The sequence below is a fragment of the Rhizobium sophorae genome (genome assembly GCF_013087515.1).
Lineage (GTDB): Bacteria > Pseudomonadota > Alphaproteobacteria > Rhizobiales > Rhizobiaceae > Rhizobium > Rhizobium sophorae.
This window is the reverse complement of the sequence record NZ_JABFCN010000009.1, coordinates 318,785-337,776: the sequence shown is the minus strand read 5'-3', so window position 1 is coordinate 337,776 and position 18,992 is coordinate 318,785. Positions and strand designations below refer to the sequence as shown.

The 18,992-nt window shown below is 61.4% G+C and carries 19 protein-coding genes; 5 read left to right on the top strand and 14 right to left on the bottom strand.

Annotation, left to right across the window (positions count from 1 at the left end):
• Positions 1-64: 64 nt before the first annotated feature.
• Positions 65-724 (top strand): peroxiredoxin, encoded by a 660-nt coding sequence (locus G9X64_RS06355; protein ID WP_138329881.1) that lies wholly within the window; start codon positions 65-67, stop codon positions 722-724.
• 155 nt (positions 725-879) lie between these two features.
• Here the strand turns inward: G9X64_RS06355 and G9X64_RS06350 are convergent, their stop codons facing one another.
• Positions 880-1,602 (bottom strand): glutathione binding-like protein, encoded by a 723-nt coding sequence (locus G9X64_RS06350; protein WP_168310189.1) that lies wholly within the window; start codon positions 1,600-1,602, stop codon positions 880-882.
• Positions 1,603-1,822: 220 nt separating this feature from the next.
• On the opposite strand from G9X64_RS06350, the gene G9X64_RS06345 reads away from it, so the two are divergent.
• On the top strand, positions 1,823-2,779 hold the full coding sequence (locus G9X64_RS06345) for a lytic transglycosylase domain-containing protein (protein WP_168310190.1): 957 nt from the start codon (positions 1,823-1,825) through the stop codon (positions 2,777-2,779).
• A 93-nt stretch (positions 2,780-2,872) separates the two neighbouring features.
• Positions 2,873-3,829, top strand: coding sequence for an NAD-dependent epimerase/dehydratase family protein (locus G9X64_RS06340; protein ID WP_171376200.1), 957 nt, complete (start codon positions 2,873-2,875; stop codon positions 3,827-3,829).
• A 20-nt stretch (positions 3,830-3,849) separates the two neighbouring features.
• Here the strand turns inward: G9X64_RS06340 and G9X64_RS06335 are convergent, their stop codons facing one another.
• The 6 genes from G9X64_RS06335 to G9X64_RS06310 all read right to left on the bottom strand — a co-directional run bounded on the left by G9X64_RS06335 (position 3,850) and on the right by G9X64_RS06310 (position 10,518).
• A complete protein-coding gene (locus G9X64_RS06335; protein ID WP_168310191.1) occupies positions 3,850-5,115 on the bottom strand; it encodes a glycerate kinase type-2 family protein in 1,266 nt (421 codons plus the stop codon).
• Between the two features lie 165 nt (positions 5,116-5,280).
• Positions 5,281-6,678, bottom strand: coding sequence for a dipeptidase (locus G9X64_RS06330; protein ID WP_171376199.1), 1,398 nt, complete (start codon positions 6,676-6,678; stop codon positions 5,281-5,283).
• A gap of 17 nt (positions 6,679-6,695) precedes the next feature.
• Positions 6,696-7,754 carry an ABC transporter ATP-binding protein gene (locus G9X64_RS06325; RefSeq protein ID WP_168310193.1) on the bottom strand — a complete coding sequence of 353 codons (1,059 nt, stop codon included), beginning with the start codon at positions 7,752-7,754 and terminating at the stop codon, positions 6,696-6,698.
• A gap of 7 nt (positions 7,755-7,761) precedes the next feature.
• The gene (locus tag G9X64_RS06320) at positions 7,762-8,553 is read right to left on the bottom strand and encodes an ABC transporter permease (protein WP_017964016.1); all 792 of its coding nucleotides are present in this window, start codon (positions 8,551-8,553) and stop codon (positions 7,762-7,764) included.
• Positions 8,550-9,374, bottom strand: coding sequence for an ABC transporter permease (locus G9X64_RS06315; protein ID WP_168310194.1), 825 nt, complete (start codon positions 9,372-9,374; stop codon positions 8,550-8,552). Before G9X64_RS06315 ends, G9X64_RS06320 begins: the two co-directional genes overlap by 4 nt.
• 103 nt (positions 9,375-9,477) lie before the next feature.
• Positions 9,478-10,518, bottom strand: a complete 1,041-nt coding sequence (locus tag G9X64_RS06310; RefSeq protein ID WP_168310195.1) for an ABC transporter substrate-binding protein — start codon at positions 10,516-10,518, stop codon at positions 9,478-9,480.
• Positions 10,519-10,742: 224 nt separating this feature from the next.
• Here G9X64_RS06310 and G9X64_RS06305 point away from each other — a divergent pair, with 224 nt between their 5' ends.
• Together G9X64_RS06305 and G9X64_RS06300 are read left to right on the top strand one after the other, a co-directional pair.
• Positions 10,743-12,668 (top strand): adenine deaminase, encoded by a 1,926-nt coding sequence (locus tag G9X64_RS06305; RefSeq protein ID WP_168310196.1) that lies wholly within the window; start codon positions 10,743-10,745, stop codon positions 12,666-12,668.
• 108 nt (positions 12,669-12,776) lie between these two features.
• On the top strand, positions 12,777-13,076 hold the full coding sequence (locus G9X64_RS06300; RefSeq protein ID WP_020049661.1) for a DUF6074 family protein: 300 nt from the start codon (positions 12,777-12,779) through the stop codon (positions 13,074-13,076).
• 41 nt (positions 13,077-13,117) lie between these two features.
• Here G9X64_RS06300 and G9X64_RS06295 read toward each other — a convergent pair whose 3' ends face one another.
• The 7 genes from G9X64_RS06295 to G9X64_RS06265 are packed head-to-tail and all read right to left on the bottom strand — an operon-like array spanning position 13,118 to position 18,957.
• Positions 13,118-13,624 (bottom strand): hypothetical protein, encoded by a 507-nt coding sequence (locus G9X64_RS06295; protein ID WP_168310197.1) that lies wholly within the window; start codon positions 13,622-13,624, stop codon positions 13,118-13,120.
• Entirely contained in the window at positions 13,621-14,241 is a 621-nt protein-coding gene (locus G9X64_RS06290; protein ID WP_168310198.1) for a hypothetical protein, read from the bottom strand. Before G9X64_RS06290 ends, G9X64_RS06295 begins: the two co-directional genes overlap by 4 nt.
• Positions 14,238-14,855, bottom strand: coding sequence for a hypothetical protein (locus G9X64_RS06285; protein WP_168310199.1), 618 nt, complete (start codon positions 14,853-14,855; stop codon positions 14,238-14,240). The genes G9X64_RS06290 and G9X64_RS06285 overlap by 4 nt, the downstream gene beginning before the upstream one ends.
• Positions 14,852-15,610 carry an ABC transporter ATP-binding protein gene (locus G9X64_RS06280; RefSeq protein ID WP_168310200.1) on the bottom strand — a complete coding sequence of 253 codons (759 nt, stop codon included), beginning with the start codon at positions 15,608-15,610 and terminating at the stop codon, positions 14,852-14,854. Before G9X64_RS06280 ends, G9X64_RS06285 begins: the two co-directional genes overlap by 4 nt.
• On the bottom strand, positions 15,607-16,671 hold the full coding sequence (locus G9X64_RS06275; protein WP_168310201.1) for a FecCD family ABC transporter permease: 1,065 nt from the start codon (positions 16,669-16,671) through the stop codon (positions 15,607-15,609). The genes G9X64_RS06280 and G9X64_RS06275 overlap by 4 nt, the downstream gene beginning before the upstream one ends.
• A gap of 4 nt (positions 16,672-16,675) precedes the next feature.
• Positions 16,676-17,809, bottom strand: a complete 1,134-nt coding sequence (locus G9X64_RS06270; protein WP_171376198.1) for an ABC transporter substrate-binding protein — start codon at positions 17,807-17,809, stop codon at positions 16,676-16,678.
• Between the two features lie 56 nt (positions 17,810-17,865).
• Entirely contained in the window at positions 17,866-18,957 is a 1,092-nt protein-coding gene (locus G9X64_RS06265) for an extracellular catalytic domain type 1 short-chain-length polyhydroxyalkanoate depolymerase (RefSeq protein WP_168310203.1), read from the bottom strand.
• Between the last annotated feature and the right edge of the window lie 35 nt (positions 18,958-18,992).

Here is an 18,992-nt window from a genome sequence, read left to right as displayed (position 1 = left end):
GACGGATCCCATGGCCTCGATTTGAGATAAACAACATTGAACACAAGGCTTTGGAGGGCCGACCATGAGCTTACGTATCAACGATATTGCCCCCGATTTTACCGCCGACACCACCCAGGGACCGATCAGCTTCCATGAGTGGATCGGCAGCGGCTGGGCCGTCCTGTTCTCGCATCCGAAGAATTTCACGCCGGTTTGCACGACCGAGCTCGGCGCCATGGCCGGCCTCGCAGGGGAGTTTACCAAGCGTGGCGCCAAGATCATCGGCATCTCCGTCGATCCGGTCGAAAGCCATGCCAAGTGGAAGAACGACATCAAGACCGCCACCGGTTTCGACGTTGAATATCCGCTGATCGGTGACAAGGACCTCAAGGTCGCCAAGCTCTACGACATGCTGCCGGCCGGCGCCGGCGAGAGCTCGGAAGGTCGTACGCCTGCCGACAATGCGACGGTGCGTTCGGTCTTCATCATCGGTCCCGATAAGAAGATTAAACTGATCCTGACCTATCCGATGACGACGGGCCGCAACTTCAACGAGATCCTGCGTGCCATCGACTCCATCCAGCTGACGGCTAAGCACCAGGTGGCGACACCGGCGAACTGGAACCAGGGCGAGGATGTCATCATCACCGCCGCGGTTTCCAACGAAGACGCGATCACGCGTTTCGGCTCCTTCGATACGGTTCTGCCCTATCTCAGGAAGACCAAGCAGCCGACGGCCTGATTGCTGCTTTCAAACCATTCTCCAGACCGCCGCGGCCATATGGCCCGGCGGCTTTTTTGTGCAGGCATTCTGGAAGAATCTCGCTCCGTTGCGCCTTGTTGTTGGGCAATTTCGGACGCAAAACCGCTACGCCCTTTTGCTGCAATTGCTTGGGCTCAATCCGGAACGGGAAGGGCGCGCTGGTTGTAGAGGATCTTGCGGATGCGTGCCTGTTCCTCTTCGGAGAGCTTGCTGTTGTCGGTGCTAAGATCGGCCCCGACCGCAAGGCCGCGCTGAACGCCGGGCCGTGCGCCGACCTCCTCGAACCATCGTTTGAAATGCGTGAATTCGTTGATGTCCTGACCCTGGGCCTGCCAGTTGACGGTCCAGGGATAGCTGACGATGTCGGCGATGGTGAATTCGTCGCCGGCGAGATAACGCCGGTCGCGAAGCCGCATGTTGAGAACGCCGTAGAGGCGGTTGGCTTCGTCGGTGAAGCGCCGCACCGCATAGGACTGATCTCCTTCGCGATCGCCAAGGCGACGGAAGTGACCGGCTTCGCCGAGCTTCGGCCCCTGGTTCGCCATCTGCCAGATCACCCATTGCGTGACCTCGTATTTGCCGCGCAGATCCTGCGGCCAGAATTTGCCGGTCTTCTCGGCGAGGTAGAAGAGGATCGCGCCGGATTCGAACACGCTCAACGGACTGCCGCCATCGGCAGGCTCGTGATCGACTATGGCAGGCATGCGGTGATTGGGGTTGAGTTTGAGATAATCAGGTTTGAATTGGTCGCCCCGCCCGATATTGACCGGCACCAGCCGATAGGGAGTGCCGGTTTCCTCCAGGAAGATCGAAACCTTCTTGCCGTTCGGCGTCGGCCAGTAGTGGAGATCAATCATCTGCGCATCCTCGTTTGCTCGATTTCTGGTAAACAGGATGACGCGACGACCATGGCAGGTCGAATATGTTTGTTCCAAAATCGATGGCGAAATTAGAAACCTGTGACCAGTCCGTGCCAGCAACTCAGGTGCAGATATGGAAATGGGGGAAGCGTCGTGCCTCGATCGATGATATCTAGAATCCAGCGTCGTGATGGAAGTTCAAACCTCATGAGATCCGATGACACGCCGAAAACGTCAGTCCGACATTGGGAAGAGATCGGCCAAGGCCATGCTTTCGCTCTGTCTTCTGTTTTCCCCAGCGGACACTATGATGGCCCAGCCGGAAGGAAGCACTGGGGCGCCGGCATGTCTCTACTCAGGTCCTTCGGCGTCGGGTTCGGGTGAGACGCTCTGCATCCGGAAAGATAGTTTCAACCGCGACCTTTGCGTCGCGATCGAGCATTTCGCCAGCGCCAATCAATTGCCGCCGGATTATTTCGCCCGTCTCATCTGGCGGGAAAGCACCTTTCGCCCCGATGCGGTCAGCTTCAAGGGAGCGCAGGGGATTGCGCAATTCATGCCCGGAACGGCGAAACTGCGCGGTCTTGAAGACAGCTACCAGGTGTTGGAAGCCCTGCGGAAATCGGCGCAATATCTCGACGAATTGCGCAATCGTTTCGGCAATCTCGGCCTTGCCGCCGCCGCCTACAATGCCGGCGAAAACGGACTTTCCTCTTACCTTGCGTCAGGGAGATTACCTTACGAGACACGCGGCTACGTCCTGGCAATCACCGCGCATACGATCGAGGAATGGAAGGATAATCCGCCGGAAGATGCGGCCGCCCCGCTCGACAAGGACAAGTCCTTCCTCGATGCCTGCGTGGCGCTCGCGGAAAGACGGACGTTGAAGGACACGCCCTGGCGTCAAGAGGGTGAATGGGCGCCTTGGGGCGTCCAGCTTGCGGCGAATGCGAATGTCACGGTGGCCCGGCGCATGTTTCTCGATGCCGTGCAGGATCTGCCGGCACCCTTGAATGCCGAGCAGCCGCTGATCCTGCGTCAGCGCGATCGCAGCTTCGGTTTTCGCCCGCGTTATGCTGCCCGCATCGGCCGGCAGACACGCTTGGAAGCCAACGACCTTTGCAACCAGATCCGCAAGCATGGCGGCACCTGTCTTGTTTTCAAGAATCGATAGCGAGCCTGGTTGAGCCGACGTGATCAAGAAAAGTCTGCTTGCGGGATCACCTAAGCGCAGCATATTCGACACGGAAATGCAAAGGGAGGAACGATGATGCGGGTTTTGGTAATTGGGGCAACGGGCCATGTCGGAACCTATCTCGTTCCCCGTCTGGTGGAGGCAGGTCACGACGTCGTCACGATCAGCCGCGGCACGGCGAAGCCCTATACGGCAAACCACGCCTGGGCTTCCGTCGATCAGCGTCAGATGGACCGGGCAGCAATGGAGCGGACGGGTGAGTTCGGCCCGGCCGTGCGTGGAGTGAAAGCCGATATCGTCATCGACATGATCTGCTTCACGCTGGAAAGTGCCGAGCACCTGGTGACGGCGCTGTCGGGGCATGTCGGTCACTTCCTGCATACCGGCACGATCTGGACGCATGGCCATTCTACGGTCGTACCCACGCTGGAGGAGACGCCGAAATTTCCCTTCGGCGACTATGGGACGCAGAAGGCTGATATCGAAACCTATCTGCTGCAGCAGGCAAGGCTTCGCGGATTTCCGGCAACCATCATCCATCCCGGGCACATTGTCGGTCCCGGCTGGACGCCGCTCAATCCGGCCGGCAATTTCAACCTGCAGGTCTTTTCAACCCTTGCCCGCGGAGAGACCCTGGCGCTGCCCCATTTCGGCTTGGAGACCGTTCATCACGTCCATGCCGATGATGTGGCGGCGATGTTCATGGGCGCGATTGCCAACCGGAATGCCTCGATCGGCGAAAGTTTCCACGCGGTCTCTGAGCAGGCATTGACCCTTCGCGGTTATGCCGAATCCATGTCTCGCTGGTTCGGGCACGAGCCGAAGCTCAGCTTCGCCCCATTCGACGCCTGGGCCGAAAGTCAGACGGCCGAAGATGCGAAGGCGACCTGGGAACATATAGCCCGCAGCCCGAATTGCTCGATCGCCAAAGCCAAACGTCTGCTGGGATACACCCCGAGATACACTTCCCTGCAGGCGGTGCAGGAATCGGTCGACTGGCTGGTCGGGCAGGGGCGGATCAAGACCTGATCCGCCATCTCCGCCGCTTCCTAACTGATTAGGATGGCCCTGAAATCATTGACATTGGTTCCGGTCGGGCCGGTTTCGAAGAGATCACTGGTGGCCGCAAAGCCTGAATAGCTGTCATTACCGTCGAGCAGCCGGCGCGGATCGAGCCCGGCGGCGCGAAGGCGCCTTGCCGTGCCGCCATCAGCAAAGGCGCCGGCATTATCCTCCGAACCGTCGATCCCGTCGGTGTCGGCCGCCAGGACATGAATGCCCTCCTGTCCGTCGATCGCCAGCGCCATGGCGAGCGCGAATTCGCCGTTGCGTCCGCCCTTGCCGCCCTTGGCGCGCAGCGTCACCGTCGTCTCGCCGCCGGAAAGGATGACGACCGGCTTCGGAAACGGCCTGTTCCGGCCCGACACTTCGCGGGCGATGGCCGCATGCACCAGCGCCACGTCGCGCGATTCCCCCTCGATCGCATCCGAAAGAATGGCCGGCTCGATCCCCTGCGATTTTGCCAGACCGGCCGCCGCCTCCAGCGAGACGCCGGCGGAGGCGATGATGTGATGCGCGTGCATTAAGAAGACCGGATCGTCCGGGCGCGGCGCGTCGGCCTTCGGCGAGTTCAGATGATCGAGCGCGGCCTGCGGCAGCTGCAATCCGTATTGCCTGACAATCTCGAGCGCATCGTGTCGCGTCGAACCATCAGCCACTGTCGGCCCGGAGGCGACATGGGCCGGGTTGTCGCCGGGAATGTCGGAGACGATCAGACTGACGACCCTCGCTTTGGTCGCTGCCGCAAGTCTTCCGCCCTTGATGGTGGAGAGATGCTTGCGCAGGACATTCATCGCCGAGATCGGCGCGCCCGAGGCAAGCAGCATTTTGTTGAGCGCGATCTCGTCTTCCAGGGTCAGCCCCTCCGGTGGGGCGGGCAGCAGCGCCGAGCCGCCGCCGCAGATCAGCGCGATCACCAGATCGTCTTCCGTCAGCCCGTTCACCGTCTCCATCAGCCGCTTTGCGGCGGTAAGCCCAGCCGCATCCGGAACCGGATGAGCGGCCTCGATAATCTCGATGCCGCGTGTTTCGCAGCCATAGCCATAGCGGGTGACCACTAGGCCCTCGAGCGCTCCGTCCCAGACGCTTTCGAGCGCCCGCGCCATCTGCGCCGCGCCCTTGCCGGCGCCGATCACCACGGTCCTTCCCTTCGGCCTTTCAGGCAGATGCGCCTTGATGCCGGTCAGCGGATCGGCGGCGCGAACCGCCGCGTCGAACAGGCTTTTCAGGAAGTCGCGGGGAGCGGTTATCGTCATCGGTGGTCTCTGCTGCCTCGGTGTCGATGGTGATGTGGGATTGTCCGTTATTCTCGGCCTGCTGGATCAGCAGGGTGGGCTGGCCGCGCCATAGCCTACGGCATAATTCCTTAAATCGGAATCGATTGAAGGATAAATTATGCAGCAATTCAAAGTGCTACAGCGTCAGTTGGCGAGGGCCGCCAGGATGCGGACCCAGGATCGTATGCCTTTATGAAAGCTGGAGAGATCGTATTTTTCGTTCGGGCTGTGGACGCGGTTGTCGAAGCGGGCGAAGCCGACCAGGAGGGCATCGCATCCGAGTCGGCGTTTGAATTCGCCGATGATGGGGATCGAGCCTCCGGTGCCGGCAAGCGCCGCTTCGCATTGCCATTCCGTCGAAAGCACCTGAAGCGTTCTGGTGAGAAACGGACTGTCAATCGGCATCACGGTTGCCGGCGAAAGCCCGTAATCCCTGAAGCTCACCGAACAATCCCTGGGGATATGTGCGCGCACGTGCCGCTGGAAGGCATCGCGGATCGTCTGGGGATCCTGTCCTTCCACCAGGCGAAACGAAATCTTGGCGCTTGCCTTCGCCGGAATGACCGTCTTGAAGCCTTCGCCGGTATAGCCGCCGCTCATGCCATTGATCTCGCAGCTCGGCCGCGCCCAGATCTGTTCGAGGACGGAACGGCCTGCCTCGCCGGCCGGATCTCTGAGGCCAATATCACCGAGAAAGGCCTCCTCGTCGAAGGGCAGTCTTTTCCACAGCGCCTTGATGGCGTCGGGGAGCTCTTTCACGCCATCATAAAAACCCTCGACCGCGACGCCGCCATCGGCTCGCCGCAGGCTCGAAACAACGTCTGACAGTACTTGCAGCGGATTGCGCGCGGCATTTCCGAACATGCCGGAATGCAGGTCTTGATCGGCGCAGGTGACCTCGATTTCCGTACTGAAGATACCGCGCAGCATCGTCGTGACCGCAGGCGTTTCGCGATCCCACATATCCGTGTCGCAGACGAAAACCGCATCGGCCTTCAACTCGTCCGCCGTGGCATCCAGAAAGGGTGCGAGGCTCGGGCTGCCGGCCTCTTCCTCGCCTTCGAGCAGCACGCTCACCTGCACCGGCAGTTTCCCGGTGACGCTCTTCCAGGCGCGGCAGGCTTCGACGAAGGTCATCAACTGCCCCTTGTCGTCGGACGCGCCGCGGGCGACGATCGCGGTATCGCCGTTCGGCAAGGCTTCCATGCGCGGCTCGAACGGATCGCTCGTCCACAGCGCCAGCGGATCGACCGGCTGGACATCGTAATGGCCGTAAAACAGCAGATGCGGTCCGGACGCCGCCTTTTCATGGGCGACGACCATCGGATGGCCGGTCGTTTTGCGCACCGATGCTTCGAAGCCGATGGCAGCCAGGTCCCGGCTCAGCCATTCTGCGGCGGCGCGGCAGTGATCGCGATAGGCGGGGTCGGTCGAGACGCTCGGAATGCGGATCAGCTCGAAAAGCCGCGCCAGGCTGCCATCGAGGCTTTGGTCCACATAGGCAAGAACGGCATCGATATCTTGGTCCATGGCACTAGTCATCGTCTCTCCTCAGCGTTTCAATCTTCCGGATCGAGAATGCAGCATTGCTCTGCTACAGGCGTCAGCACGGCGGACGCCCCTGTTTCCAGTGGATCAGACAGCGCCCCATTGGCGGTGATCTCTCCCGCGGCGGTCGTGCATTTGTACTGATAGGCCCGGCCGAGATAGGTGCGCGTGCCGAGCACGGCCGCGATGCCATCACCGTCACGGCTGACGGCAAGACCGTCTGCACGGCAGGCCAGGACGAAGTCGTTCTTGATCGGTCCGAATGTTTCCTGGGACAGCTGCAGCCGCGCTCCACCCGTTGTTTCGGTGGTCACAAGCGCGCCGTTGCGCGCGGTCACCTTCATGCGGATCAGGTTCTCGAATCCGACGAAGCGGGCGACGAAAGCGTTGGCCGGCTGGCGATACAGCACCTCCGGCGCGTCGAGCTGCATGATGCGCCCGGCATTCATGATCGCCACCCTGTCGGAGATCGAGAATGCCTCTTCCTGGTCGTGGGTGACGTAAAGCGAGGTCGTGCCGTTGGCGCGCTGGAGCTGTCTGATTTCGACGCGCATGTCGATCCTGAGCTTTGCATCCAGATTGGAAAGCGGCTCGTCGAACATCAGAAGCGGCGGCTCGATGACCAGCGCCCGGGCGAGAGCCACGCGCTGTTTCTGGCCGCCTGACAGGGCCGACGGCAGGCGGTCGGCGAAGGCCGAAAGGCCGACGCGGTCCAGCATGGCCATCGTTCTTTTCGCCCGTTCCGGCTGGGGAATGCGACGCTGCCTCAGGCCGAAGGCAACATTGTCCTGCACGCTCAGATGAGGAAAAAGCGCGTAGTTCTGAAAGACTAGGCCGATGTCGCGCGCATGCGCGGGAAGGCCGGTCAGGTTGCGCTCGCCGAGCTTGATGCTGCCGCTGCTTGGCTGCAGAAAACCGGCTACGAGGCGCAATGTCGTCGTCTTTCCGCAGCCGCTGGAACCGAGCAGGGAGACCAGCTCCCCGGCCATGACTGAGATCGACAGGTCCTTGAGCACCTGCGTGCTGCCGTAATGGGCGGAGATGGAATCGATGGTGAGGGATACGGTCAAGAGCGTTCTACTTTGTCAGGAAGGTGAGGCCGAGCGTGGCCTCGACGACGGCCATGACGCCGACTGTCACGAACATCAGCAGCACCGAGACCGATGCGATCGTCGGATCGAAGAACTGTTCCATATGCGCAAGGATCTGGATCGGCAGCGTCGAGATGCCAGGCCCGGTTAGGAAGACCGAAACCGACACGTCGTTGATCGAAGTGATGAAGGCGAGGATGAAGGCGGCAATGACCCCGGCGCGGATATTCGGCAGGACCACGGTCAGGAAGGTCTTCAATGGCGGGCAGCCGAGGCTGATCGCCGCCTCTTCGACGGAAAAATCAAAGGCCGCCAGGCTGGCGCCGACGACACGCACCGAATAAGGCAGGATCAGCAGGGCGTGACCGACCAGCAGGCTGATGAAGATCGGCAGCCCGAGGCCAATCGTCACCGATTTCATCAGCGAAAATCCGAAGACGATCTCCGGCACCAGGATCGGCAGCACGAAAATGGTGGAAAGCCAGCGCGGCAATTCCACCCGGTAGCGGTTGATCGCATAGGCGGCCGGGACGCCGATCAGCAAGGAGAGCGCCGTGCCGAGAAAGGCGACCTGCAGGCTGGTGATCGCGGTCGTGCGGAAGGCCTCGATTTCGAAGATATTGACGAACCAGCGCAATGTCAGGCCCTGCGGCGGGAAGGTCAGATAGGTCGTGTCGCTGACGGCCGCACCGATGATGATGACGAGCGGTGCGAGCAGGAAGAAGAAAACGCAGGCCGCAAAGGCGGCGAGGATCGGGTGAACGCGCCTGTCCATCACACCGCCATCGGATTGAGCCGGCGTGCGATGCGGCTCATGATGAGGACGACGCCGAGCGTCAGCACCACCATGATGGCGGCAATCGTCGATGCGCCGACCCAATCGAAAGTCACCATGGCGCGCTGGTAGAGGAAGGTCCCCATCATCATCTGCTTTTCTCCGCCGAGCAGTTGCGGTGTCGCATAGGAAGTGAAGCTGCCGGTGAAGACCAGGACCGCGCCGACGATGAGGCCAGGTGTCGCGAGCGGCAGGATCACCTGAAAGAATGTCATCAGCGGTTTCGCGCCGAGCGAGGCGGAGGCGTCGATCAGATCGCGCGGGATGCCTTCAAGCACCCCGACCAGCGTCAGGATCATCAGGGGAACGAAGAGATAGACCATGGCGACGATCACCGAGCCTTCGGTGTAGAGCATCGAAAGCGGCTCCCCGATAATGCCGGTCGAGATTAGCATGGCGTTCAGGATGCCGTTCTTCCCGAGAATGATAAGCCATGCGAAGGAGCGAACGACAACACCGGTCAGCAACGGAAAAACCGCCGCGACGATCATGATGCTCTTTGCGCGACCGGGCATCTGCGCGATCACATAGGCGGTGATGAAACCCACGGTGAGGGAGATCGCCGTCGTGACCAGGGCGACCTCCAGCGTCCGATAAAGAACCGCCCGCCGAAAACCGCTGCTGAAGAATGTCACATAGGGCGCAAACACGCCCTTCGGTTCGGCAAACGTCGCAGCGATGGTGATGGCCACGGGAACGATGAGAAGCACAACGACGGCAATCGTCGCCGGCATCGTCAACACCCATCTGGCAAAAGGCTTCATCTCGAAACTCGTCGCATGTCCGAATGTTCAGAGCGCCGCATCTTGGGTCCAGATGTGCGGCGCTTCAATGTCTGGCGGCGAATCGGCCGGGATATCGCGCAGCTTACTGACCGAAGACTTCGTTCCAGCGATCGATCCAGTCGGCCTTGGCAGCGTTCATCTTGGCATAGTCGATGCGGGTGAGGCCTGCCACCATATCCGGGCCATAGGTCCAGATCTTCGCCTGGTCCGGCGTCAGGCTGACCTTGGTCGAGATCGGCGCATCGACGCCTTGTTCGGCTTCAGCCTGCTGGACTTCTTTGGACAGGATGAAGTTGATGAACTGATGGGCGAGTTCGACATTTTCCGAACCCTTCGGGATGTTCACGGTGTTCAGCGTGGCGATATCGCCGTCCTTGAGCTTGGCCCATGTCATCGTCGGAACAGCCGCCTGCATCGATGCCAGGGTAAAGTCCTGGGCCAGCGCAACACGCACCTCGCCTGTTGATATCAGGTTCACCAGCTCCGAGCCGGTGTTGTAGTTCTTGACGACATTGGGCTTGAGTGCCTCGATTTCCGAGAAGGCCTTGTCGGTGTCTTCGTAGGCATCGGCGCCGCCATGTTTGCCGGCTTCCAGAACGACCAGCGGGCCGGCCGTGGTGGTAATGCCGGGCAGGGAGACGGAGCTTTTAAGATCCTCGCGCCACAGGTCGCCCCAAGCAGTGATCGGCGGGTTGACCTTGGCGGAATCATAGACGATGCCGACGCGACCGATCGTGTAGGCGGGGCCGTATTTGCCCTGAGGCGCCTTGCCCAGCTCGTAAATGTCAGCAAGGTTGGGGATCTTCGACGGATCGATCTCCTGGAACAATCCCTGTTCAATGCCGAGCTGCGAGAAGCTGTCGGTGAGATAGATGACATCGACGCCCTTGCCATCGCGCAGTTTCAGCTTGTTGAGCCGGTCGGCATTGTTGCCGGTCTCGAACACGATCTCGCAGCCGCAGATCTTCTTGAACGGCGTAATGATGTTCGCATTCATCTTCTCGCCGTTATAGCCCCACCAGGAGATGGTCAGCGTCTTCGATTGCGCATGGGCCGCAGCGGTGCTGCCGACGGCGGCAAGCAGCGCAAGAGACAGGATTCGGGCAAAACGTCTGACCTTCATGAGCAATGTCCTTCTGTGAAAAGCGGCGTTGGCAATCGGGATTATACCCCCAGGATTTGAGGGATACTATTTTTTGATCTGTCAGGCCGCAAGCTCAATAATTGGGCAAATGCGCTCTTGTGTCGGGAATTTTCCGGGGTCGGCCGATCAGCTAACTCTCGGTTGATGACGCCTGGTCATCGCTCACAAAACGTGTGGTTCATCAGCGCTTTACACATCCGAGCATGGTCTCTACGGTCCGGCGGTTCCAGCTTCTCACGGGCATTCCATTCATGGCCACTTCGCGCACTGTTCTTCCTGATGATCTGCTGATAAACGCGTCCGACGAGGTTCTGACACGGCAGGATCTCGTGCTGACGGCGCTCGGACGCCGGCCCGCCGACAGGTTGTTGCGCGTGGGCAGGTTGCTCGATGTCCATTCGAGGACGTGGCTCGACGATCAGGAGATCGTCATCAAGGGGCGCCGCATCGCCTATGTCGGCCCCGCCGGCAGTTACGCGGGCGAAGTGAGCGAGCGGTTCTCGGAGCCGGATCTTGCGGCCGTGCCGGGCTTCGGCGAGGCACACAAACATATCGAAAGCTCCCATCTGACGCCGGAATGGGAGGCGGCTTTGGTGATGCCGCATGGCGTGACCTGGACATGCGAGGCGAGCCACGAATTTTCCAACGTCAACGGCGCCCGCAATCTGGAATTCTGGCTGGAAGCGCGCCGGCGCGGATCGCCGATGAAAATCTTTCCCCTGCCTGGCTCCGCCGTCCCTCCGACCGCCTATGAATGGGGTGGCGGCTGGTTCGGCTACGATGAGCAGAAGGCCTTCCTTTCCGAAAGCCTGATGGTCGCCGGGCTCGACGAGGTCATGGACTGGCCGTCCATATCCGATCCCGGCAATCCTTCCTACGATCGGCTGTGGGGCATGATCGGCGCGACCTTCGAGCAGCGCGGCGTGGTCGAAGGCCACGGTGCCGGACTGCGCGACATGGCCTCGATCAATGCCTTTGCCGCGGCAGGTCTCGCCTCCGATCACGAAGGCTGGTTTCTCGATGAAATCTGGCAGAAACTCCTCCACGGTCTTTTCATCGAACTCAGGCCACATTCCCTGCCGGAGGTCATCCGCGGGCTGATCGACAAGGGACTGACGGACTGGTCGCAGATCGCTCTGGTGACCGACGACCGCAGTGCCTCGGACACACTGAAAATCGGTGCGACCGACCACAACGTCCGCCTCGCCATCGAAAACGGCCTTGCGCCGGAGATCGCCATCCAGTGCGTCACCCTCAATCCGGCGCGCCATATGCGGCTGACGCCTTGGGTCGGATCGATCGCGCCGGGCCGTTTCGGCGATATCGTTCTTCTTAGCGACGTCGCCAGCCTGTCGATCGAAAAGGTATGGGCGGACGGGCGTCCCGTGTCCGAGGGTGCGACCTTCATTGGCGTGCGCCCTGAAATCGACTGGCCGCAATGGGCGACGCGTACCGTGAAAATAGACAGGACGGTCACAGCTGACGATTTCCGCATCGAGGCGCCGGCGAACCGGACCACGGTCAACGCAGCACTTTTGCGGCCGTTTCACTGGCACGATGATTTCATCACCATGGAATTGCCGGTGGAAGATGGCGCCGTGCAGCGGGATCCCGCGCGCAATGTCACCAAATTCTCGATTGTCGACCGGTTTTCCGGAGAGGCCAAGGTCTCCAGGATGTTCTGGCTGGGCACCGGACCGCGCACGCCGGAGACGGCGCTCGCCTCCACGCTCGGGCACGACAAGCACAATATCTGGACGGTCGGCTCATCCGACGAGGCGATGGCGATATCAGTCAATGCCTTGAACGAGCAGCAGGGCGGCTGGGTGCTGGTCTCCGCCGGCAAGATTCTCGCCCGCGTCCGCTACGAGGTCGGCGGCCTGATGACGGCGCGTTCGGCCGAAGCGCTCGATGCGGAGATGCAGGCTCTTTATGCCGCCGGCGCCGAGATCGACTGGATGTATGAGCCGACCTTTTCGCCTCGATGGTGGCCGGGCTTTCCCGAGCGTCTTTCGTTTGCGACGCTGACCTGTTCGCCCTGGCGCTGGGTCCTGGTCGCGCCATCGGAGCTGGCGCCGGAGGGGTTCGTGAACGTGCTCACCGGCAAAACCCATCCGATTGTCTGGTGACATTGCGGCCCGCTAAATTTCCACCTGATTGATCTTTTACTGCAACAAATAGAAAGCATTAACCATAGTCCCGTAGACAACGAACAGGATCAAAGGAACCTGTGTTCGATGGCTACTGAAATGACCCGCCGGCCCGCCGGCGCCAATGAAGGCAAGATTATTGCCTTTCCCGCTGGAACCGGAACTGCCAATGTCGAGCGCTGCGCGCGCGAACTCGGCCGGCGGCATGGCGCAGATGCGATAGAATTCTGGAAGGCCGAATGCCGCAGGCTTGCCGATCAGCTTCTGGCGGCGGGGATGCCGGAGAGCGAAGTCGGTCAGCGGGTGCTGCAGTTTCAGCAAGATGTCCAGAGCGAACTGGTCTTCAGCCACCAAAACGGACCACTGCCCAAGTCTCAAAACCGATAGTGGCGATCTTCGGGGAGGTCTGCCGAATCTGAGTGGTCGTCCTATCCCTCTTCGTAAACCGCCTCCGGCGGCAGCGCCAGCAGGCGATCCGCCATCTCCTGCTTTAGCCAGGCGAGACGCTCCTCTTCCTGGGGTGTTCGGTCGGGCTTGCGGCCGAGGATGATGAATTCCTCGCGGACATGGCCGTCGCGCAGTTGCAGGGTGACGGTGCGGCCGCGATAGCTGAACTCGAAGACGTAGCGGGCGAGGATATCGCCGCGCTCCGGCCGATCGAGCGAGGGATCGACGCTATAGCGTCCTTCCGTCAATGCGCGTGTCACCATTTCGAAGGCGTCACGCCCGCCCGGGCCGCGAAAGGCCGTGCGGATCGAGATTTCGCGGCGCTCCGGCGGTCCGTCGGTGCTGAGCAGCGGAAAGGCGCGCTCCATCACCTTGAAGGCATGGGCGACGCCACCAGGGAAACCATAGCCGTGATAATGCATAATGTCGGCGAAGCCGTAGGCAAGCGGCTTGCCGTCTTCGAGGACTTCGATCTTCGTTTCGTTCATTCCGATTTTCCCTTGTCCAGTTCCTTGCGCATCCACGGAAGGAAACCATCCAGGAAACGCGTCGTCGCCGGCATGAAATGCGATCCGTGGTGGAAGCAGGGGTCGAGGCTGGTGATCACCATGCGGCCCGCCGTCGTGACCTCGTCAACATAGAGGATCGGCTTGCCTTTCTCGTTCACCGCCAGAACCTCGGCGCCCTCAGGTGGGTTGAACCAACCGTGAAGGTGCCAGGTCAGGTCGTCCTGCCCGAGATGTTCGAACAGCGAATGGCCGGGTGCCGCGATCCTGACGCCGAGATCGGCGCCCTCGGTCAGCCACCACCACCAGTTTGTCGGTTGCGGCGTGAAATGGATCGCCGGCAGAAACGCTTCCCATGCCGTCTCGCCGGTCGCAACGATCGTGCCGCCCTGGTCGAGATGGGCGCGCAGCTGTGCTGCATGCGGCGCCATCCGGTCCGCCGGCGTCCGGCAGGGAATGAACAGCACCTGGTGTTCGCTGAGTTCGACCGAGGGCAGCTCCTCCGGGCGCACCAGCCTGTCGAAATGATGCCGGTAACGCGGCGCTTCCAGCGTCTCGATGTGGTAGTAGGCGCCGGGATGGATCGCGAGCACGCTCATCGGTTCAGCTCCCCCGCCAGCCAGGCGATAACACGGCCGGCGAGCTTTTTTTTGATGTCGGGATCGTCTCCGCAGCCCCAGAACTCGTTTCCGGCATGCGACAGTATTTCTCCGCCCGCCGGCCGCGCCCAGATCCAGTCGACGGGAACGGCAGCCGATCCGAATGTATTGATCGCAACGGCGCCAGGCGGCATTGGATTGTGTCCGCGGCCGTAGAAACCGGCGACGCCGCGGTTCGTTTCCAGCATCCTCTGGTCGATGCCCGCAAAAACAGAATGGTCGAATTGCCTGACCTGCGCGAAGTCGGCTCTTTTCGGCTGCGGCATGGGTATATAGGTGCCGAGCTCCGGCAGAATCGGCCGAAGCATGTGGCCGCTGAAGACCCACCGGCCGCCTCGGTCGAGGAAGGATGCCACCGCCGGCGCGTATCTGAGGAAGCCGATCTGATCGAGATGGGTCGTGGTGATGAGGCCGCTTGCGGCGGCGAAATGCGCCTCGGTCAGCTCCATCTCGCGTACGGTGATCAGTTTGCCCTGCGCGGTCGCCTCGGCGAAAGCCGGCGGGTTCATGCTGAAAGGGTCTTGATAATGCGACTGGATCAGAAGGATGCTCATGCGGCGCAAATTCCTGCAAAGGCGGGCAGAACCGCCTGATGCCTGTCGCCTGTCGGGCCGACAAGCTCGACCACCCGCATCGGGACACCGTAAAGCCGTTCCAGATGTTCCGGCGTGATCGTCTCCGCGACCGGACCGAACAGCGATTGACCATCCGGCATCATCAGCAGCGCATCGTCGGCGGCGGCCAGCGCATGGTTCGGATCATGCGTCGTGAAGGCGATTGCCTTGTCGCGCGGTCCGCGCAGGCTTTTGAGCAGGTTCAATAGCCGCTCCTGGTTGTGAAGGTCGAGTGCCGCCGCCGGCTCGTCGAGGACGATCGCTTCCGACCCGGTGGCGAGCGCTCGCGCCAGAAGCACGAGTTGCCGTTCGCCGCCGGAAAGCCGGTCGAAGAAATGATCGGCAAAACGGGCTGCTCCCGCCCACTCAAGTGCTGAATGGGCAATCTCGAAATCGGAGGGTCCCGGTTGCCCGAACAGGCCGAGATGCGCTGCCCGCCCCATGACGGCGACATCGATGGCGCGGTAGCGCTGGTTGCTGCTTCCAGTCTGCGGGACGTAGCCGACAATGGCGGGCGCCACCCGGCTGCCTTCGTCCAGCCGCTGAAAGCCGAGCATGGCTTTCAGTGTGGTCGTCTTACCACGTCCGTTGGGGCCGAGAATGGCGAGCGAACGCCCGACGGGAACAAAGAAATTCAGGCGGTCGAGGATGGTGCGCGGCCCGAATCTGACGACCGCATCCGTCAATCCGATCATGATCCGGTCCTTTCGCGATAGTGATGGCGCAGGAGAACCGCAAAGATCGGCGCGCCGACAAGGGCGGTGATGACGCCTAGCGGGATTTCCGCCGCCGTCGCGGTGCGGGCGAGGGTGTCGATGCAGACCATGAATCCTGCGCCAAGCACGGCGGCTGCCGGCAGCAGCGCGCGGTGATCATGGCCGACCAGCAGACGGGCGGCGTGGGGAATGACAATGCCGATCCAGCCGATGATGCCCGAAACCGCGACCTGGCTGCCGACGATGACGGCGATGAGGCAGAAGACGAGCCATCGCTCGCGTATCGTATTGGCGCCGAGGCTGCGGGCTTCGGCTTCGTCAAGCGACAGGATGTTGAGCCGGAAGCGGAGCATCCACAGGAAGCAGCTTCCGAGGATGAGGCCGGGTGCTGCCACCAGCGTGCGTTCCCATGTGGCTGTCGCAAAGGATCCCATCAACCAGTAGACAATGGCGGGAAGGGACGTGTTGGGATCGGCGATGAATTGCAGCAGCGAGACGACCGCCGAGAACATCGAGCTGATGACCAGCCCCGACAGGATCACCGTTACCGTTTCGGAGCGGCCGTTGATGCGCGACAGCAACCCCACCAGGATGACGGCCGCCATGCCGCAGAGGAACACCATGGCGATCAGCGGAAATCCCCAGATGCCGAGCATGATCGCCAGCGCGCCGCCGAAGGCGGCACCCTGGGAAATGCCCAGTATGTCTGGCGAAACCAGGGGATTTCGAAACACGCCCTGAAGGCCGGCGCCCGAGATGGCAAGCCCGGCACCGGCAAGTGCGGCAAGCACGACGCGCGGTGCGCGCACCAGCAGCACGATGCGTTCGTCGATCCCGGCAAGCTCCCGCGACGGGTCGCTGATCCCTTGCCAGATCAGTTCCAGCGCGCGTCCAGCCGGTACGGAGAACCGTCCGACGCAGAGGCTGACGGTGAAGGCGATCACCAGCAGCGCCAGCAGCAAGGCGAAGACCAGTGTCTGCCTGGCGAGGTGAATCCGGCGGGCAGCCGGCGCCGTCTCCTCCTGCGTTATCGTCGCCATGACGTCACTTTGCCTCGAACTGCGCGTAGTCGGCGGCAGCACCCTGTTCCTTCAGCCAAAGGATATTGTCGATATCGCTATCTGCCAGGTCGTAGTTGTAAAGGGTCTTGTAGGCCGTCTTCATTTCCGTGCGCAGGTCGTATTTGAAGATCTCGGGATGGAGCAGGTTGGCCGTCCACATCCAGGACAACGGCGATTCCTGGCTCGGCGGATCCCAGCGATAGCCGCCGAGCGGCATCTTGTAGACCCGCTTGGATTTGGCGGCATTGGTGAGAGACAGGATCGGATCATTATAGACCCAGTCGATGTTCAGCTTCGCCTCGAAAGCATTGAGGAAGATGACGTCGGGGTTCCACGCTGCGATCTGTTCCTTGTTCACCGAGACCGTGCCGTTGAGTTCGCCCGAGGCGTTTCTGCCGCCCGCAAGCTGGATGGACCAGGCATTGTAATTGCCCTTGGTGCCGGAGGCGCTGATATCGGAGAGCGCGCGGCCGAGGTAGAGAACGCTCGGCTTCTTGTCGTCGGGGATCGCTGTCGCCTTGGCCTGGATATCCTTCTGGACGCGATCGCGCCATTCCACCAGTTCGCCGATCCGCTCCGGCTTGCCGATCGCCTTCGCGGCCATGGTCATATAATCGCGGGTCAGCTCTTCCGTGCCGTAAAGGATCAGCATCGTGGTGAGCCCGGCATTGGTGATGGGCGCGACGATGTCGGCGCCACGATCACCCCACTGAATGACGAGATCGGGATTGGAGGCGGTGAGCGCCTCGACATTCGGCACGAAATTCGGCGCCGTCACGTCCGACGGAATATCCTTCGCCTCGGGGAAGATCTTTCCGAGAATCCCTTCAACCACGGCGCTCTTTGCCGTCGGGTTCATACCAATGAGCTTCCGGGTGCTGCCATCCAGCGCGATGACGGTGGAAGCCATCGGGATGACGATCGAGACGACACGTTCGGCAGCCTTTGCCAGCCGCACCTCGCGGTTCCCCTGATCCTTGAAGACGATCTCTTCGGCAAAAGCTGCCGACGCAAACAGCACGGCGGCAAGTGCAGCCGCCATGCGGCGGCGCAAAGCAGTTGTGATAAAAAGCGAAAGCGGAACCATGGTGTCTCCCCGTATGACGATGAGCGCCATTCCTATTCCGCGTAATTATTCTTGTCTACAAATCTCCACTTTAATTAGCGACATGACTACTTCATCAGCCCAGCGGACCGGAGGGCATCTTCAATGACCTTCTGAATGCCGCCTCGGTCGCGGCCTGCGCCGAATGGGTCTGCGGCGTTTTCCTGTTGCGCAGGAGAGGGTTTTGCGTCGCGCCGCATTTCAAATGAGGGGACCAGACCCCAGGACCTGGCAGTTTCGACGGTCGATGAAATTCCGACGTCTAGCATGAAGGGGCCGCTTGCCCCGTAGCCGGTGCCGATATCGAGGGGCGTGCCGTGATCCATCCCGGCAATTGTATAGAGCTCGATGACTTCGACACCGTGAGCATCGGTCCAGACCTTTCGCTGATGTCGCCCGATATCTTCGACGCGCCCCGGCGATGCGTCGACGCCGTGGATATTTTTCCATTGCTCCACGATCGCGTTCGCATTGGATGGCACGACGGTTCTGTCTGCCGTTCCCTGCCAGAGTGATAATGTCGGCCACGGGCCTTTGTGCCCTGAAGCGTTTCTCAACCGGAGTTCAAGCTCTTTGCCGGTCGGGCCGCCGTGACCGCGCATTCGGTCGAACGCCTCGGGAATGGTCGCGGCACTTGCATATGGCAGGCCCGCGATGATCGCGCCGCCCGCAAAAACCTCGGGATAAGTGGCGAGCATGGCGGCGGCCATGGCGCCGCCCGCCGAAAGCCCGGTCACGAACACGCGCCTGCCGTCGATATCATGTTCCGCAACGACCTCTGCGATCATCTGGCGAATAGAAAAGACCTCGCCGTGATCCCGGCTTATGTCTTCCGGGTTAAACCAATTGAAGCAGAGGTTTGGATTGTTTGCCCGTCGTTGTTCGGGAAGCAGCAGCGCGAAGCCGTAGTCCTCGGCCAATCGCGACCACCCGGATCCGATATCATACCCGGCGGCTGTCTGGGTGCAGCCGTGCAGGACGACGACCAGGGCCATGTTTTTCCCGCGCTTTGACGGCAAATAGGCGTAGCCCCCCAAGGCGCCCGGGTTTGAGCCGAACGCGTCCAATGCGACGAGATCGGGGTTGTCCTGCCTGGGTTGGGGGCGAAGCGTTCCTCGCAGCGCAGCAAGGCGTGCAAGGGTGTCTGACATAGATCTCATGAAAAGTCTCCGCCAATCAGCAGCCGGGATGGCGG